The organism is Lacisediminihabitans sp., from assembly GCF_036569425.1.
GTDB lineage: Bacteria > Actinomycetota > Actinomycetes > Actinomycetales > Microbacteriaceae > Lacisediminihabitans.
Window position 1 is genome coordinate 18,521 of the sequence record NZ_DATCQQ010000014.1, and the last position, 15,188, is coordinate 33,708.

Below are 15,188 nucleotides of genomic sequence, written 5' to 3' on the forward strand. Positions count from 1 at the left end.
TCGCGACTCGCGTCTGCCAATCGTGATTCTGTGCTTCGAGGCAGGGAGCCTTCTAGGCCGGCTGATTGGCTTGATACCCGTTCCAGCTCGAGCACGACAAAGGCATGAACTGGGTGACGTGTGAAGAAGTCGATGATCCCGAGTTCCATCTAATCTCCCCAGAACCGATCGCCATTCCATGAGCCGTTCGGCTAATCTCAATTCATGCGGTGAGGGGGCCTCCGCTAAGGCGTACAGGTTTTTGTGCACCCCGACTCATCTAAGAGTGGCGGGAGCCTCCGGGCTCGCGACGCCATCAGACACGGAGTGAGACCTTGACAACGACCAAATACCGGCCAGACGCGAGAGCAGCCCTTGTCCGAAAGCCTGCTCGCATGCTGAAGGTCTTGTCTGGCGCTCTCGCCGTCGGCATCGTAGGCGGGGTCGTGGCCGCGAGCATGTACTCCGGAACCCCGGAAGCGCATATCTCTCCCGCGGTAGGCGTCGAAAGCAATGCAGGCGTCGCACAGAGAGCGGCAGCCGTTCCGAGCCCGTCGTACGACGTCCTCAGCAGTTACCAGGGCTCCGCAACACAGACCTCATCCAGCCGGATGACCGTGACCGCCGCGTCGCTCCCCACCCGGGTGTCATCGACAACGGTTGCAGCCGTTACCTTGTCCCCTTCATCCGGGCCCGTCGGCACCTCCGTCGCCGTCAGCGGCAGCGGCTTCCAGAAGAACACGACCGGGACACTCACGGCCGGGTCCTCCGCCATTTCCATCCGGACCAACGGAGCAGGAGTATTTTCCGCCACCTGGGTGGTGCCTGCCACGACCGCGGCAACATTCACCCTCGCAGCCACCGTCGCAAAGGTCTCAGCCTCGAAAACATTCACGGTAACCTACCCGGTGACCGTCCCGGCGATCAGCACGGCCCATCTCAGGTTCGGCGTCGCCACCGTCGGCGGTGCGCAGGCGAACACTGAACTCGACCAGGTCGCCACCATATCCGGCGAGAGCCCGTCCATCGTGCTGTCCTACTACGACTTCAACCAGGCAGCCTCGATAGCCGACCTGAATTCGGTCGCCGCCCGCGGCGCGACCAGCCTCCTCACCTGGGAACCATGGACGTGGGGCGGGGGACTGAACCAGACCGCGTACCAGTCGGCGACAATCGCATCCGGAACATACGACACCTATATCAAGTCGTGGGGGACCGCCCTGGCCGCGTGGGGGAAGCCGGTGATGCTCCGCTACGGCCACGAGATGAACGGCAACTGGTACCCGTGGGCCGACGGCGTCAACGGCAACGCCAGCGGCAGCTATGTCGCCGCGTACCGGCACGTTCATGACGTGCTGGTCGCCTCAGGTGCAACGAACGTGATCTGGGTGTGGAGCCCGAACGTCCCCTATTACGGTTCGACCCCGATCACCACCGAGTACCCTGGCGATGACTACGTGAATGACGTCGCCCTCGACGGCTACAACTGGGGTCTCGACAGGGTCGGAGGATCCTGGAAATCACCAAGCACAGTCTTCGGCGAGGGCTTGACGGAACTCCGCGGCCTCGCATCCACGAAACCGATCATCGTCGCAGAGACCGCCTCCTCAGAAAACGGCGGGTCAAAAGCACAATGGAACACCGACCTGGTCTCCTACCTCGCCGCTCAACCCGACGTCACCGGCTTCGTCTGGTTCGACTTGAACAAAGAGGTCGACTGGCGCATCGACAGTTCAACCACCTCCGCCAGCGCCTTCAACGCAGCGTTGGCCGCACGAAGGTAGCCGGGCGGGCTGGTCGTCGCGTATCTTTTTGCGAGCAGTCAATGGGCGTCCCACAAGCGGAACCCTCCGCGGGGCGGCGTTAGCAATCCGTCCGCGTCTGTGGCTTTCTGATTTTTCTGGCGGGGTTCTTTCTCTTTCGAATGGCGGGATTAGTTGACGCCGATGACGAGGGTGCTTTGTGCCGCGGCCCGTCGCGGTGTGTTTGGGCGGTGCACCCTCACCAGTGGGGCGTCAGCCGTCGGGCGTAACGTGGATTCTATGACCGATGTGCACTTCGCGCGCGAGAACGTCGACGCGGTTCCCGTCATCCACGTCTCCCCGAGCGTCGAGAACGATAGACATCAACTCGCACTGTTCCTCCCGTATCTCGGAGGCACCAAGGAGGCCGTCGCACCACAACTCGCCCGCCTCGCGGAACGCGGATTCACTGCGGTCAGCTTCGACCCGTGGCGACTTGGTGAACGTGGTGACGGCGACGACCGGGCTGTGATGGAACAGGTCTTCTCACACTTCCGCCGCGACATGTGGCCAATCCTTGGACAGAGCACCCTCGACGCCGTGCACGTACTCGACTGGGCAACTGAACGCTTCGACGTCGCGGCCGACAACATCGTGGCCGGGGGCCTCTCCATGGGCGGGGACATTAGCGTCGCTCTCGCCGGCATCGATAAGCGTGTGACCCGCGTCGCCGCCGTCGTCGCAACCCCCGATTGGACCCGCCCCGGCATGACTCGCGTGGGCGAGCCACGCAACATCATCGATCAGGGCCAGCCGACCGCCTATGGAGCCTGGCTCTACAATGAGCTCGACCCCTCCACCCATCAGGACCGGTACGCACATGGGCCCGCGATCGCCTTTGATTTGGGTGCTGACGACACGCATGTGCCTCCGGCGTCTGCCTTCGCATTCCACGAGGCGCTGAAAGCCTCCGCACCCGTCGCCGCCGAGCGCATGCGAATAACCGCACACGCTGGCCTCGACCACCTCGGCGCGGTGCGAGACGATACTGTGCTGACGGCTGCAATCGACTGGATGACCGCGCGCGCGAGCCGGAGCCGCGCCTAAAACGATCGTTTTTGACGGGCTAGACGAGGAATACCGTCCCGCACCGCTGACATCGCTACACCACTATGCGGGACTCAACTGCGGCCTGCAATAGCCAGTCGACCACATCGTTGGCGCCCCAGCCGTCGGGATGCGCCGCCTGGAGCGCGGCTGCGCCATCGAGGTTGGTACCGAGCGTCACTAGGGGTGCTTCGGTGTACCCGTCTTTGCGGGTCTGCCCGAGTCCCACGGTGGCGGTCAGCGCGTTGCACAGGCAGGCGCGCCCCACGGTATTCGCGGCATCGCCGCCCTTGCGCACATACATGTGCACCGGCTCGCCCGGGCACCGGAAGCCGACCACGCCGTCCCCCCGCAGGTAAGGCTCTCGCAGGTAGCTGAGATCGCACAGTCGGACCCGCTCGGCGTATATGGCGGGGTCGGACAGAGTGCCTGCCAGTTGTGCCACCTTGAACGGGAACCCCGTGGGTGAGGCCGCTGCGTCGGAGCGAACGGCCAGTTCGACGTGATCGAGTTGATCCAGAATCTGGCCGCGCACTGTGTCGGTGAACCCGGACTCGCGGCTGAGCGCGAACAGGGTCCCCACCTGAACCCCAGTCGCACCCGCGGTGAGCGCGGCGGCCAGCTGGTGCGGCGAACCGTATCCTCCGGCGAGCCAGAATGGCAGGCCGAGCGCGGCGATCTTCTCGAGGTCTGCGTCGTCGCGCGGCCCGTAGATCGGCTGGTTGTCGTCGTCGAGCATCAGTCTTCCGCGGGGCGGGGCATTATGTCCGCCGGCCGTCGGGCCCTCGATGACGAACCCGTCGGGGCGAATCTCCTCGTCTCGGGCCAGGTAGAACGCGAGCACGTCGGCGGAGACGATGGCGAGAAATCTCGGGCGCAGCAGTGGCGCCGGTATCGGGCCGAGCAGTTCCGCGGGATCCACACTCACGGTATGCAGTTCATGTGAGCCGTGGACATCGACGGTGAGACTGCCTAGTCGTCCCTCCGCCAATTCGTTGAGAAGATGGGGGATTTGCCGAGGTATCCCGGCGCCCATCAGCACGTAGTCGACACCGGCCAACATCGCGCCAAGCACGGCAGACGGGGTGGCCATCTGAATTTTCTCCATATAGTTGACGCCGACGATCCCCCCGTGGCCCTCCTTCGCGAGCCACACCTCGACGAAGTTGCCCAGGAGGCTCAACTCCTGCTGCTTCCGGGTGGGGGTCAGCGACAGCTTCGGGATAGGGACGTATGGTTCACCCGCAGAGCGGCCTCCCGGCAGGAAGTACCGATCCAGCACCGGTTCCGTCATGGTCTGGGCGGGAAAGTGGTCGAGCGCCCGGCGAATGTCGCCATCGGGATCGCCATCCTGGAGTCGCCTCGCGAGCACTGTGTCGAGGCCGACACCCGAGACCACGCCCAATTGCCCGGTTTGCGATACCGCTCGGGCGAGTTTCCAGGAGGAGACTGCCATCCCCATCCCACCTTGAATGACGACGGGCAATGAGCTTTCGAGCATGATGGCCTCCAGCAGCCTGCGCTTTGGCGGTCTCCCATCGACGGGAAGCCGTCTGCAGTGGCCGACACCGTTTGGTGAGAGCGGCTGTGACGCGCATCATCTTCGTGATCGTAACCCACGAGCCGTCGAGGTTCGTGGGAGCGGTGCTGCAATTACTGCAGTTACTGCGCGAGCGCCATGAGTTGCTCAACATACTCTGGGCGTGCGCCCTCGGCGCGAACCTCCTGAAGCACGTGCTCGTGCACTCCCGCGGCCATCAGCGAGGCGGTGAGTTCGGCGACGTGGCTCGGGGTGAGCACGGTCGGGTCGACTGTTGTACGCACCTGCAGGTCCACTTTCGAGTCGAGGGCGAGGCGAAGGCAAGCGTCCGCCTTGGCGGCGCTGGATTGAACACCGGTGATGGCGCCGTAGAGCCGTTGCGGCGCCTTGATATCGAGGCCCACCCAGTCGCACAGCGGGAGCACCTCGGCAAAACGGCGCGGGTAGGTGCCAGCGGTGTGCAGGCCAACCTTGAAGCCGAGGTTTCTCACCTCTCGCATCGCGGCCGCAAGCCCCGCCTGGCGGGTCGGTTCCCCTCCGGAGAACACGACCCCGTCGAGCAACCCGCGACGTCGGGCGAGCAGGTCGCGCACCTCTTGCCACTCGATGACGCCGGGCGTGCGCGGGTCGAGGAGCGCCGGGTTGTGGCAATACGTGCACGCGAGGGGGCAACCCTGGAGGAACACGGTCGCCACGAGCTTGCTCGGCCAGTCGCAGGTGGACAGCCGGGTCAGCCCGGCGATCTGCAGGGCATCGGCGCGCACCGGATCGCTCATTGCGCCATCGCCGATTCCTGGAAATGAGTGCGCTCGGCGTGCTCGCCCTTCTTGCCGATGTTGAACGAGCTGACCGGGCGGAAGTAACCCATCACCCGGGTCCATACCTCGCACGGCCCGCCGCAGGTGGTGCAGCTCTGATGCTCGCCAGCGAGGTAGCCGTGGTCAGGACAGATCGAGAACGTGGGGGTGACCGTGATGTAGGGGAGCCGGTGCACGGAAAGCGACCTTTTCACCAGTTCGCGGCAGGCCGCTGCGCTGGAGAGTTTCTCCGACATGTAAAGGTGTAGCACGGTTCCGCCGGTGTACTTCGTCTGCAGCTCGTCCTGGCGGTCGAGCGCCTCGAACGGATCGTCGGTGAATCCGACGGGCAGTTGCGACGAGTTCGTATAGTACGGGTTGGCATCGGTTCCTGCCTGCAGCACGTCGGGGAACCGCTTGCGGTCTTCCTTCGCGAACCGATAGGTGGTGCCTTCCGCGGGGGTGGCCTCCAGGTTGTACATGTTCCCGGTGCTCTCCTGGAACTCGAGCATGCGCGACCGCACATGATCCAGCAGATGCACGGCGATCGCGTGGCCGTCGGGGGTGGCGATATCCTGCTCGTCGCCGGTGAGGTTGCGGATCATCTCGTTGATGCCGTTCACGCCGATCGTGGAGAAGTGGTTGCGAAGTCCGGCTCCGAGATAGCGTTTCGTGTACGGGAACAAGCCTTCGACGATGAGTCGGTCGATGACCTTGCGTTTCAGCTCCAAGGAGTCCTTGGCGAGTTCGAGAAGCCGGTCGAGATCCCTGAGGAGGCCTGCCTCGTCGCCATGGTTAAGGTAGCCGAGCCGCGCACAGTTGATCGTCACGACCCCGAGCGAGCCGGTCTGCTCGGCCGACCCGAACAGACCGTTGCCGCGCTTGAGCAGTTCCCGCAGATCCAACTGGAGGCGGCAGCACATCGACCGGATCTGGTTCGGCTTCAACTCCGAGTTGATGAAGTTCTGGAAGTAGGGCGTGCCATACTTTGCAGTCATCTCGAAGAGGCGATCCGCGTTCTCGGATTCCCAATCGAAGTCCTCGGTGATGTTGTAGGTAGGGATCGGGAACGTGAAGACCCGCCCACTGGCATCCCCGTTCGTCATCACCTCGATATAGGCACGGTTGATGACCGCCATTTCGGTCGCGAGGTCACCGTAGGCGAAATCCTGCGCGATGCCGCCGATGACCGGCACCTGTTCGCGGAGGTCCTCGGGGCAGACCCAGTCGAAGGTGAGGTTGGTGAACGGCGTCTGGGTTCCCCAGCGGGAGGGCACGTTGAGGTTGTAGATAAGTTCCTGCACACCTTGGAGCACCTCCTCGTAGGAGAGGTTGTCGATCCGCACGAACGGCGCCATATACGTGTCGAAGGAACTGAAGGCCTGCGCGCCGGCCCATTCATTCTGCATCGTGCCGAGAAAATTCACGATCTGGCCGATAGCGGAGGAGAAGTGCTTGGGCGGTCGCGACTCGACTTTGCCGGGCACGCCGTTGAGCCCCTCTTCCAGCAGCACGCGCAGCGACCACCCGGCGCAGTATCCGGCGAGCATGTCCAGGTCGTGGATGTGCAGGTCGCCTTCACGGTGTGCCTTGCCGACCTCCGGGCTGTACACGTGGGACAACCAATAGTTCGCGATGACCTTCCCCGCAGTATTGAGGATGAGGCCGCCGAGGGAATAGCCCTGGTTCGCGTTCGCGTTGACACGCCAATCGGAACGGTCCAGGTATTCGTTGATCGAGCTGCCCACATCGATGACAGTCTTCGTGTCGTCGCGCAGGCGCGCGTGCTGGTCGCGGTACGCGATGAAGGCGCGCGCCGTAGCCGTGAACGATCCGGCGATCAGCGCCTGCTCGACGATGTCCTGGACGTATTCCACGGTCGGGTAGGTCACGCCGGAGCCGGCGAGCGCGACGAGCACCAATTGTGTGACGCGCTCCACGTCGGCACTGGACAATTCCTTCGTCGCGCGAGCGGCACCGGCGATGGCCGCGCGAATCCTTTCGCTATCGAATGGTGTGGTCGCCCCGGAGCGCGCGATCACGCCCATCGGAGCTGCGCGTTGGGAGGACATCGGCAAGAATCCTTTATCGTGTTGGTCGTGCTGCCGACACCCGAATTTGGGGCCGGTCGTGCTAGGAGCGTACGCCTCAAAACACTATATGTAGTGTTGGAACGCGGTATAAATGCCTATAAGTTGTGATTGCGCCGAGGCACTTGGTGCTTTGTGCTTGGTGCGACTGCAGCAACGCATCGTGTCAGTTTTCCCATAACACTTCACTATTGGTCATTGCTAGTTCACTAAAGGCCACAATTGACTTCACGCAAGGTCGCCCCTTCGCGCGGACTGGACGAGACTCACGAGGGGACCCGTCGCGAACAGACCTGCTGGCACTGTTTGACAAGTTTGACCACACCCTGACAACATCCGCTGGACTGCCCGGGCAAGGTCCGCGTCGGTGGGGCCCGCCCGCCGTGGTGCCCGGGGGCTAGCGGTGGGAGTTCGCCGCCGGTGGCGTCGCCCTCGAGCTTGCGCCCGGCGGGGTGACGGGGGGCACGATCGTCGACGGCCGTCTCGTCGGGTCGGGTCGGGTCGGGTCGGTGTGCCGAGGCGAGGGCGCGACGCTGGACTTGTCGCTCGGACCGCGTTGGGGGCCGACGGACGGGGTGCCTTCTTGGGCCGGCACCCGACTGCTCGTGGGAGCCGGAATCGTGGGCTGCCCGGGCTCGCGCAGCGTGCCGGGCGCAAGGGTGTGGATGAGGAACGTGATGGCAGTCTGCGCCGTGTGCCTGAAGTCCGGGCTGGCCGCAGCGGCCGAGGCGCCGACGCCGACCGATGCCGCGACGGCAATGGCCGCAACGATGAGACGACGGTGCCGAACCCGCCGGCGGACGGCGATATCCACCGGGCCAGGGGTCATGAGCGCGGCAAGTTCTGCCGATGGCTCGGGAGGGCTGCCGGCGCCGAGGGACCGAAGTTCGATGAGCAGCGGTCGAACGTCGGCGGCATCGTCGATTCCGGCCTCCGCGAGCAGATCGTCGACAACGCGGTCGTCACGAGTCATGGTGTGCCCCCGCTCTTTGTCGCCAGTTCCTGCTTGAGGTTGCCCAGTGCGCGCCGCTGAAGTTGTTTGATCGCCCCGGACGACTTGTCCATGATTATTGCCGTCTGTTCGAGGGAGAGGTCCGCGATGATTCGCAGGATCAGAACCTCCCGCTGATCGTCGCCCAGATGGCCGAGGAGATCGAGGACACCGGTATCGAGAGCCGAATCCAGCGCGTGATCTTCCGCAGAAGCGGTGAACCTGGAGTCGAGCTCCGGCAGGTATTCGGTGATCATGGGACTCCTTGCCCGCTGTCGGTGGTGATCCACCGACCGGGCGTGTGCGATGGAGAAGATGAGTGTCTTCAACCCCTTCACTCCTCCGTTCACGGTGGCGAGCCGAGGGTAGAGGGCAAGGAAGACATCGTGGGTAACGGCCTCGGCGTCATCCACACCGCGGGCCACAAGGTAGCCGTGCACAGAAGGCGAAAGCCCCTGGTACACGAGGGTGAACACCTCCGCCGGGTTGCTGCGCCCGTGAGCGAGCATCTCGTCGGTCAGTGTCTCCATCAACCACCTCGTCCCGTTCCGTCACCACGCCCTGCCGCGCAACGCTGCCTAGGCTAGCGCTGAGCGGCAGGGTAGCCGGTGAGAAAGTTACGGACGACCGGGCGCGGTCGGCTTGTGGTCGGTTCCCTGTGCCGCCTGGCTGGGACGCGCCGGAGACGCGGCGCTGGTGTCGGACGGTGCCGCGATCTTGCCTGGGTGAACGATCGTCGCGCAGTAGGCGGCGATGTCCGTCGAGCTGCTCGCCGCGACGACGAGGGACCTGTACGCCGTGGACGACGTGCTCAGGCCACCGTGCGTGAAGGCCGTGCAGAGTCCGAAGGCCGCGGGTCCCGTGGCGTCGGGGCCCACCGGGGTGCCGGTGGGTTTCGGCGTCTCGGTCGGGCCGGGTGTCTCGGTCGGATCCGCCGTGGCCGCGGCATCCACCTCTTCGCTTTCCGCAGGGGCAGGGGCGCCGATCAGGCTGTGGGCGCTCCGCTGCAGCGGAGCCGGAAGGGTCCCGGTGTAGGCGGCGACGGCGGTGCCGCCGGCGGCGACGGTGCCGAGCGCCAGGGCGCCGATGGCGATCTTGCTCGTGACAAGAACGGTGAAGAATGACATCTAAGTCCTCCAAGTGGGTCTGAGACCCGTCGGTTTATTTCTGCGGAGCCGAGGCCCACGTGGACGTAATCGACGACGGCACCCGAAAAGTTACGCTCGGCACCGAAGGCTTCGAGACGGCGGGAATGTGGCCGGTTCTGTTCTTACCGAACCCGGACGGCGGCGAGGATGGCGGCACCGAGCTCGGTGGGCTTGGTGAACTGGGGCCAGTGCCCGGTGGTCAGTTCCACGTATTCGACGTCGTGGATGAGGGCGAACTCCGACACCTGGGGGTGACCGCTCCTGATCCAGGTCTTCAGCGCCGAGACCGGGAACTCGCAGGTGATCACGGTGACCGGCACGTCGTAACGCCGCTCGTCGTGGAGGTGCTGGCGATCCTGGGCCACCCCACGCGGCTCCGGAACGGCCCGGGCCCGGAAGGCGGCCCGCAGGTCGTCGGTCAGGTCGACGAGGTCCTCGTCATCGAAGATGTCCCACGACGGCAGCGGCACGTCGTCCCCGACGGCAGACAGCCCATCGTTGATGACGCCGCCCTCGGCGAGTGGACCGCTGTCCACATAGACCGCGCGAATCACACGATCCGGCCGCGCATCCACCGCACCGTGGATGATCGCGCCACCGCCCGAATGACCGACCAGCACCACCGGACCAGCAAGGGCGTCGATCTCGGCCACGACCGCATCGATGTGGTCTCGCAGGCCGATGCCGGCGCGCGACGTGTCGGCCGACTCGAGCCCGGGCAGCGTGAGCGGGTGCACCCGATGCCCCGCCGCGACAAGGGCCGGGGTCACCTGCGACCAGGACGACGCATCCAACCAGAATCCGGGAACCAGAATGATGTCCATGCCAATGACGTCCATGTCCAGCGACGATACGCCGGCCGACCGACACGAGCCACCCCGTCGGCGAGACAATCAGCTGCCGGACCGCCGGTTTGCGATGCCGAGCGCCGACAGCACGCGCGCGGCATCGCCGGCACGCAGCGGATCATCGGCGGTGATGAGCGCCTTCCAGAGGGCCCAACCGCGGCCGCGCGCCCACAGGGAATCGTCGGCGCCGAGACCGTGCCGCAAGACGTCCCGCGAACTCTCGTCGAGAAAGGTCCAGGCGATGGCGAGATCGCAGGCCGGGTCGCCCACCCCGGCGCAACCGAAGTCGATCACGGCGGAGAGCCGACCATCGGCCACCAGCAGGTTCCCGGCCGCGACGTCCCCGTGAAACCAGACGACGGGTTCGGCGACGGGGGAGTCGAGAGCCCTCTCCCACTCCTCGAGGGCCGCGCCGCCGTCGATGTCGCCGCCGAGGGCACGGATGGCCGCCCGCGTTTCGGCATCCCACTGGTCGAGGCCGGCGCCGCGCCCGGCCGAGTGCGCGCCCGGTGCCGGACCCGCCGACGGGTCGACGCTTCGCAGTTCGACGAGGAACGCGGCCAGGTCCCGGGCAAGTGCGCGAAGGTCGAGGCCGCCGACGGCAGCGGCGGGCGTCCCCGGTATCCAGCGACGCATCGTCCACTCGAATGGATAGCCTTCCCCCGGCTCGCCGAGGGCAACGACTTCGGGGATGGGCAGGGAGACGGCCGAGGCGAGGAACGGCAACCAGGTGACCTCCTTGCGCACCTGCGGCACGTACCCCGCCGCGCTCGGCAGCCGGGCGGCGAGGGCCTCGCCGACCCGAAACGTGCGGTTGTCCCACCCGTCGAGATCGACGGGCCTCACCTCGAGACTCGCCCAGCGCGGGAACTGCGCGGCGATCAGGCGCCGAACGAGCGGCGCATCGATGCGTGGGGGTGCGGTCGCGATCAGCGTGAAACCTCCGGGGGGAGCGGTCGAGGCTCCCAGCGTACGCGGCCCATGAATGACGGCACCCGGCTCTCTTTGCCCGTGAGTGCGTGGCACCAAGGGTGATAACGGAGGGGGGAAGGGCGGCGCACGGTGCTTGACGCGCTCCCTGCTGGTGCGCAACAGCGCGGCGATCATGAGCGTGGCGCTGCTCGTGATCGGCGCGGTCCTGATCGGTGGGGGACTGTCTGGGCGCCAGTGACCCCGTTCGACGGCGAGCGATAGTCAGGGGTGGAGCAGCAGCCAGCCGAGGGATGCCGCGCCGGCCACGAGGGAGTAGACGGCGAAGGGGATGAGGGTCCTGGTGCGGAAGTAGCGGTCGAGAAAGGCCACCGCGAGGAGCGCCGCCACGAAGGCAGTCGCGCTGCCGGCGAGCACCTGGCCGTGGATCGAGGCGCCGAGCGGACCGAAGAGATCGGGCAGCTTGAGGAGCCCGGCGGCAAGGATCACCGGGGTCGCGAGCAGGAAGGAGAACCGGGCGGCCTCTCGGTGGCTGAGACCCACCGCCATGCCGGCGACCATCGACACGCCTGATCGGCTGATCCCGGGCAGCAGGGCGAGCGTCTGCACCGCGCCGATCGCCACGGCGCGCCACCGGGGCACGTCGGCAAGGGCGGTGTCGTCGCCAAGGGCGTTCGCATCCGGAACGGCCGGCGTGCGAAGCACCGCAGCGCCGAGCCCCGGGCCATGCAGCGCGGCCGCACGGTTGACGGCTGGTTCGCGCCGTCGTCGCAGGAGTTCGCCCCCTCCGAGGATCACCCCGTTCACCATCAGGAAGATCGCCGCGGGCACCGGCTTTCCGAGCACCGTGCGGAAGGTGTGCTCGAGCAGCAGGCCGGTCACTCCCACGGGGATGGTCGCGAGGATGAGCAGCCAGGCGAGCCGCTCGGGCGCGGTCCGGATGCGGCGGTACCGCACAGAGGTGAAGAAGCCCCGGATGATCCGCGCCCAGTCGCGACGGAAGAAGACGAGCAGCGCCAGCGCCGTCGCCACGTGCAGCCCGACGATGAAGGCGAGGTAGGGCGACTCGGGGGTGGAGACCGACAGGTCCCGACTCCATTGGCCGCCGAGCAGGGCGGGAATCAGCACCGCGTGGCCAAGGCTGGAAACGGGGAACAGCTCCGTGATGCCCTGGATCGCCCCCATCACAATGGCTTCGAGGTAGTTCATCGGTTCAGGTCCTCCGTTAAGCGCCACGCGTCGAGTGTCAAGGGGGAGCGAGGTCACCCCAGCCAAACAACGCCGCCCTAAGATTCCGTAGAGATTCCGTAGAGAACGGCGCGGCATCCGCTGGCCGACGGCACGCCGGGCAATGGCAACGAGACGGGGACCCAGCTGCAACTGGGGGCGATGGCCGCGATGACCAACCCGATCTGGCTCGGCGCGAAGCGCCCGTAGCCGAAGGGGAGACGGCTCGGGTCGTCCGGTCGGATTTCTACCGACCGGGGAAGATGCGCGAGAAGAGGCTCTGCCCGGCGGGCGTCTCGGACTGATGGCCGGGGCACCGCTCGGCGATCGGAACGTTGCGCATCACCTCGTCGACGTGCTGGCCGCACCCCGCCCAGGTGACCTTCCCGCACTCACTGCAGGTCACTGCCTGGCACATGTCTTGCTCCCTCTGCTGATTCCGCTGGTAAGGGAAAATATACCCCTAGGGGTATAACGTTTGCTGAGTGCGGTCAGCCGTGGGCGGGGACGATGCCTGGTCGCACTCCGGGCAGAGAGCCTCAGGTCCTCTCGCTCGGGTCGCTGCCCGTCAGGCGCTGGGCCGTCGCACGGCCACCGGCTCGACGAAACGCAGCCACGCCCACACCGCGAGGCTCAGGGCGGCGAAGGCGACGGCCAGGACAATCGATCCGACCACCGGGAATTCGGCGCTCCGGCCGCCGAGGATCACTCCGGCGGCGACGGTGGTCACCACGGCGACGCTCGCAAGCCAGACCGGCGGCGACCACTCCAGAATCACGCGGCCGGGCAGGGTCGCGACCGGGAGAACGAGGGTCATCGCCGAGCCGAGCCCGGCAAGCGCGATCGTCGCGAGCGTCTCGTGGAGCAGTGACGGCCAGAACCCCTGAACGGCACCGAGGGCGCCGTTCGCGAGCCACGCGGCGATCGCGAGCACGGTCACCCCGCCCACCTCCACGAGGTTGACGATGGCCCTGGGTCTCGCGGGCAGTCCTCGCGCGAAACCGATGCCGATGACCACCCCGGTAACGACGGCCGGCTCGATGCCCGTGGCCCTCGAGAGCAGGGCGGCCACCGCGGCGGCGAGGACGAGCATCGGCCGCGTGCGCAACCGTCCGGCAACACCCTGCCAGCGGCTCGCGAGCCGCGTCGTGACGGCCACCCCGATCACAGTGAGCAGGCCGAGACCGAGGCACACCGCCACGGTCAGCCTGAGGTAGCGCACCTCGTCGTTCACCCCGCCGGAGAAGACGATGAACGCCGCGGCCACCGCGAGCGAAATCGCCCCGGCGAGGATCGGGTTCAGCGGTGTCGTGTCGTCCCGATCCACGAGTCCCGGCCGGTTTCGACCGGTGAGGTGGATGCTCGGTCGTCTGATCCGCCCGCGGAGGGCCGTCGCGAGCATCCGGAGCGGCAGGGCGACGAGCAGGATGAAGGCGAGAGCGAGAAGCGGAGCGAGGAGCCAGTTGCCGCGATTGACGGTCTCGGCGAGCGTGGGGAGCGCGGAGCCGAACGACGTCGGGGTGCCCCAGTTGCTCGAACCTCCGCTCGCCGCCGGCGCGGGTGGCTGGCTGGGCTCCGGGGCCGGTTCGGTCGGCGCGTCGGAGGGCGGGGGAGTCTCGGCCGGCGGATCGGTCGTGGCCGGCGGCGCGACCGGCGGCACGGCCGCGCCGGGCTTCGGGCCGAAGAACACGGAGATCGCCGCGGAGGGGGCGCTGAAGTTGCCGGCCTGGTCGCGCTGGATCGCCACGACGGCGTGTTCGCCGCTCGCCGGTGCGGCCGCCGTGCAGGCCCAGGCCGTGCCGCTCACGCGGGCGCTGCAGACCGGCACGTTGTGCACGTACACGTCTACGGCGCCGGCCTCCTCGCCGGCGCCCCGGTAGGTGACGGTGCGGTCGGGTATCCGGCTTCCCGCGCGGGGCGAGGTGATGGCCGGGCTCGCCGGGGCATCACGGTCCACCGTCACGGTGAGGGAACCCGACGGGGAGGAGGATGCCCCACCGCCGAGCCCGGCCTGCGACTGGCGGGCGACGACGACCCACGACCCGGAGCCCACGGTGAGGGCGCACGACCAGTAGCCGGTGGTGCTGGCGACCGCGGTGCAGCCGCCGGCCGGTGCGCCGGCGACGGCCGCGACCACGGTGGCGCCGGCAAAACCGAGACCCGACACGAGCCCGCTGGTGACGTAGCCCGGCGCGCCGTCGATGGTGGGCGCTCCGAGCACATCGAGGGTCTCGGTGTCCTCTCCGGTGATCGAGCCGCTCGTGGTCTGCTGGGCGGTGAGGGCGATGGCCTTGCCGTTCGGCAGGGCGATCGTGCAACCCCAGGTTGTCTTCGAGTCCTCGGCGACCGCGCACACCGGCTGGTCGCCTGCCGTGAGGGGGAGCACGCTCACCCCGGAGTCGGCGTCCTTGGTGCCGGTCAGCGCGACGGCGTTGGTGGGAGAGAAGCCCGTCGCCGTCAGCGTGAAGTTCGGGCTGTGGCCGGCGCTCAGAGTGGGCGTGGGCGTGGGCGTGGGCGTCGGCACGGCGGAGGCCGCGGTCAGGAGCCCGGCGAGCCCGGCACAGGCGAGGATGGCGGCCAGCCGCAGGAATCGCCGGTCGGCGCTCGCTCCGCGTTCGCGAAACGAACGTCGGGGGACGTTCGTGGGAGAGGGCTGCACTGTACCTCCATTTAGCTCGGCATTCGCTGCCCTGTCAAACTGTCGCCCGAGTGTTGCGCCCCGTTTGGGTGATTGACGGCGCCGCGATTCGCCGCCATGATTCTTAGTCAGGCGACTGGGACAGTTGACC

At 67.0% G+C, this 15,188-nt stretch carries 14 protein-coding genes; 2 read left to right on the top strand and 12 right to left on the bottom strand.

Annotated elements, in window-relative coordinates; genetic code table 11:
* Positions 1-553: 553 nt before the first annotated feature.
* Positions 554-874, bottom strand: a complete 321-nt coding sequence (locus VIM54_RS01420) for a hypothetical protein (RefSeq protein ID WP_331898529.1) — start codon at positions 872-874, stop codon at positions 554-556.
* Positions 875-887: 13 nt separating this feature from the next.
* Here VIM54_RS01420 and VIM54_RS01425 point away from each other — a divergent pair, with 13 nt between their 5' ends.
* Entirely contained in the window at positions 888-1,763 is an 876-nt protein-coding gene (locus VIM54_RS01425; protein ID WP_331898530.1) for a glycoside hydrolase family 26 protein, read from the top strand.
* A 258-nt stretch (positions 1,764-2,021) separates the two neighbouring features.
* Positions 2,022-2,828, top strand: a complete 807-nt coding sequence (locus tag VIM54_RS01430; RefSeq protein WP_331898532.1) for an alpha/beta hydrolase — start codon at positions 2,022-2,024, stop codon at positions 2,826-2,828.
* 55 nt (positions 2,829-2,883) lie between these two features.
* On the opposite strand, the gene VIM54_RS01435 is transcribed toward VIM54_RS01430, so the two are convergent.
* The 11 genes from VIM54_RS01435 to VIM54_RS01485 all read right to left on the bottom strand — a co-directional run bounded on the left by VIM54_RS01435 (position 2,884) and on the right by VIM54_RS01485 (position 15,058).
* A complete protein-coding gene (locus VIM54_RS01435) occupies positions 2,884-4,329 on the bottom strand; it encodes a nitronate monooxygenase (RefSeq protein WP_331898534.1) in 1,446 nt (481 codons plus the stop codon).
* 161 nt (positions 4,330-4,490) lie between these two features.
* The gene (locus tag VIM54_RS01440; protein WP_331898535.1) at positions 4,491-5,144 is read right to left on the bottom strand and encodes an anaerobic ribonucleoside-triphosphate reductase activating protein; all 654 of its coding nucleotides are present in this window, start codon (positions 5,142-5,144) and stop codon (positions 4,491-4,493) included.
* On the bottom strand, positions 5,141-7,213 hold the full coding sequence (locus VIM54_RS01445) for a ribonucleoside triphosphate reductase (protein WP_331898537.1): 2,073 nt from the start codon (positions 7,211-7,213) through the stop codon (positions 5,141-5,143). Before VIM54_RS01445 ends, VIM54_RS01440 begins: the two co-directional genes overlap by 4 nt.
* 439 nt (positions 7,214-7,652) lie before the next feature.
* The gene (locus tag VIM54_RS01450) at positions 7,653-8,228 is read right to left on the bottom strand and encodes a hypothetical protein (protein WP_331898539.1); all 576 of its coding nucleotides are present in this window, start codon (positions 8,226-8,228) and stop codon (positions 7,653-7,655) included.
* Positions 8,225-8,776, bottom strand: a complete 552-nt coding sequence (locus VIM54_RS01455) for a sigma-70 family RNA polymerase sigma factor (protein ID WP_331898541.1) — start codon at positions 8,774-8,776, stop codon at positions 8,225-8,227. Before VIM54_RS01455 ends, VIM54_RS01450 begins: the two co-directional genes overlap by 4 nt.
* An 87-nt stretch (positions 8,777-8,863) precedes the next feature.
* Positions 8,864-9,373: a hypothetical protein gene (locus tag VIM54_RS01460; RefSeq protein WP_331898542.1), complete on the bottom strand. Its 510-nt coding sequence runs from the start codon at positions 9,371-9,373 to the stop codon at positions 8,864-8,866.
* A gap of 143 nt (positions 9,374-9,516) precedes the next feature.
* Complete coding sequence (locus VIM54_RS01465) at positions 9,517-10,218, bottom strand: alpha/beta hydrolase (RefSeq protein WP_331898669.1); 702 nt, start codon at positions 10,216-10,218, stop codon at positions 9,517-9,519.
* Between the two features lie 69 nt (positions 10,219-10,287).
* Entirely contained in the window at positions 10,288-11,088 is an 801-nt protein-coding gene (locus VIM54_RS01470) for an aminoglycoside phosphotransferase family protein (protein ID WP_331898544.1), read from the bottom strand.
* 348 nt (positions 11,089-11,436) lie between these two features.
* On the bottom strand, positions 11,437-12,381 hold the full coding sequence (locus VIM54_RS01475; RefSeq protein ID WP_331898546.1) for an undecaprenyl-diphosphate phosphatase: 945 nt from the start codon (positions 12,379-12,381) through the stop codon (positions 11,437-11,439).
* 265 nt (positions 12,382-12,646) lie between these two features.
* Positions 12,647-12,817 carry a hypothetical protein gene (locus VIM54_RS01480; RefSeq protein ID WP_331898548.1) on the bottom strand — a complete coding sequence of 57 codons (171 nt, stop codon included), beginning with the start codon at positions 12,815-12,817 and terminating at the stop codon, positions 12,647-12,649.
* A 150-nt stretch (positions 12,818-12,967) separates the two neighbouring features.
* Complete coding sequence (locus tag VIM54_RS01485; RefSeq protein ID WP_331898550.1) at positions 12,968-15,058, bottom strand: hypothetical protein; 2,091 nt, start codon at positions 15,056-15,058, stop codon at positions 12,968-12,970.
* Positions 15,059-15,188: the final 130 nt, after the last annotated feature.

Coding starts and splice junctions, on each gene's coding strand:
- VIM54_RS01430 (WP_331898532.1), top strand. CDS start 2,022: ATGACCGATGTGCACTTCGCGCGCGAGAACGTCGACGCGGTTCCCGTC.
- VIM54_RS01435 (WP_331898534.1), bottom strand. CDS start 4,329: ATGCTCGAAAGCTCATTGCCCGTCGTCATTCAAGGTGGGATGGGGATG.
- VIM54_RS01440 (WP_331898535.1), bottom strand. CDS start 5,144: ATGAGCGATCCGGTGCGCGCCGATGCCCTGCAGATCGCCGGGCTGACC.
- VIM54_RS01445 (WP_331898537.1), bottom strand. CDS start 7,213: ATGGGCGTGATCGCGCGCTCCGGGGCGACCACACCATTCGATAGCGAA.
- VIM54_RS01450 (WP_331898539.1), bottom strand. CDS start 8,228: ATGACTCGTGACGACCGCGTTGTCGACGATCTGCTCGCGGAGGCCGGA.
- VIM54_RS01455 (WP_331898541.1), bottom strand. CDS start 8,776: ATGGAGACACTGACCGACGAGATGCTCGCTCACGGGCGCAGCAACCCG.
- VIM54_RS01460 (WP_331898542.1), bottom strand. CDS start 9,373: ATGTCATTCTTCACCGTTCTTGTCACGAGCAAGATCGCCATCGGCGCC.
- VIM54_RS01465 (WP_331898669.1), bottom strand. CDS start 10,218: ATGGACATCATTCTGGTTCCCGGATTCTGGTTGGATGCGTCGTCCTGG.
- VIM54_RS01475 (WP_331898546.1), bottom strand. CDS start 12,381: ATGAACTACCTCGAAGCCATTGTGATGGGGGCGATCCAGGGCATCACG.
- VIM54_RS01480 (WP_331898548.1), bottom strand. CDS start 12,817: ATGTGCCAGGCAGTGACCTGCAGTGAGTGCGGGAAGGTCACCTGGGCG.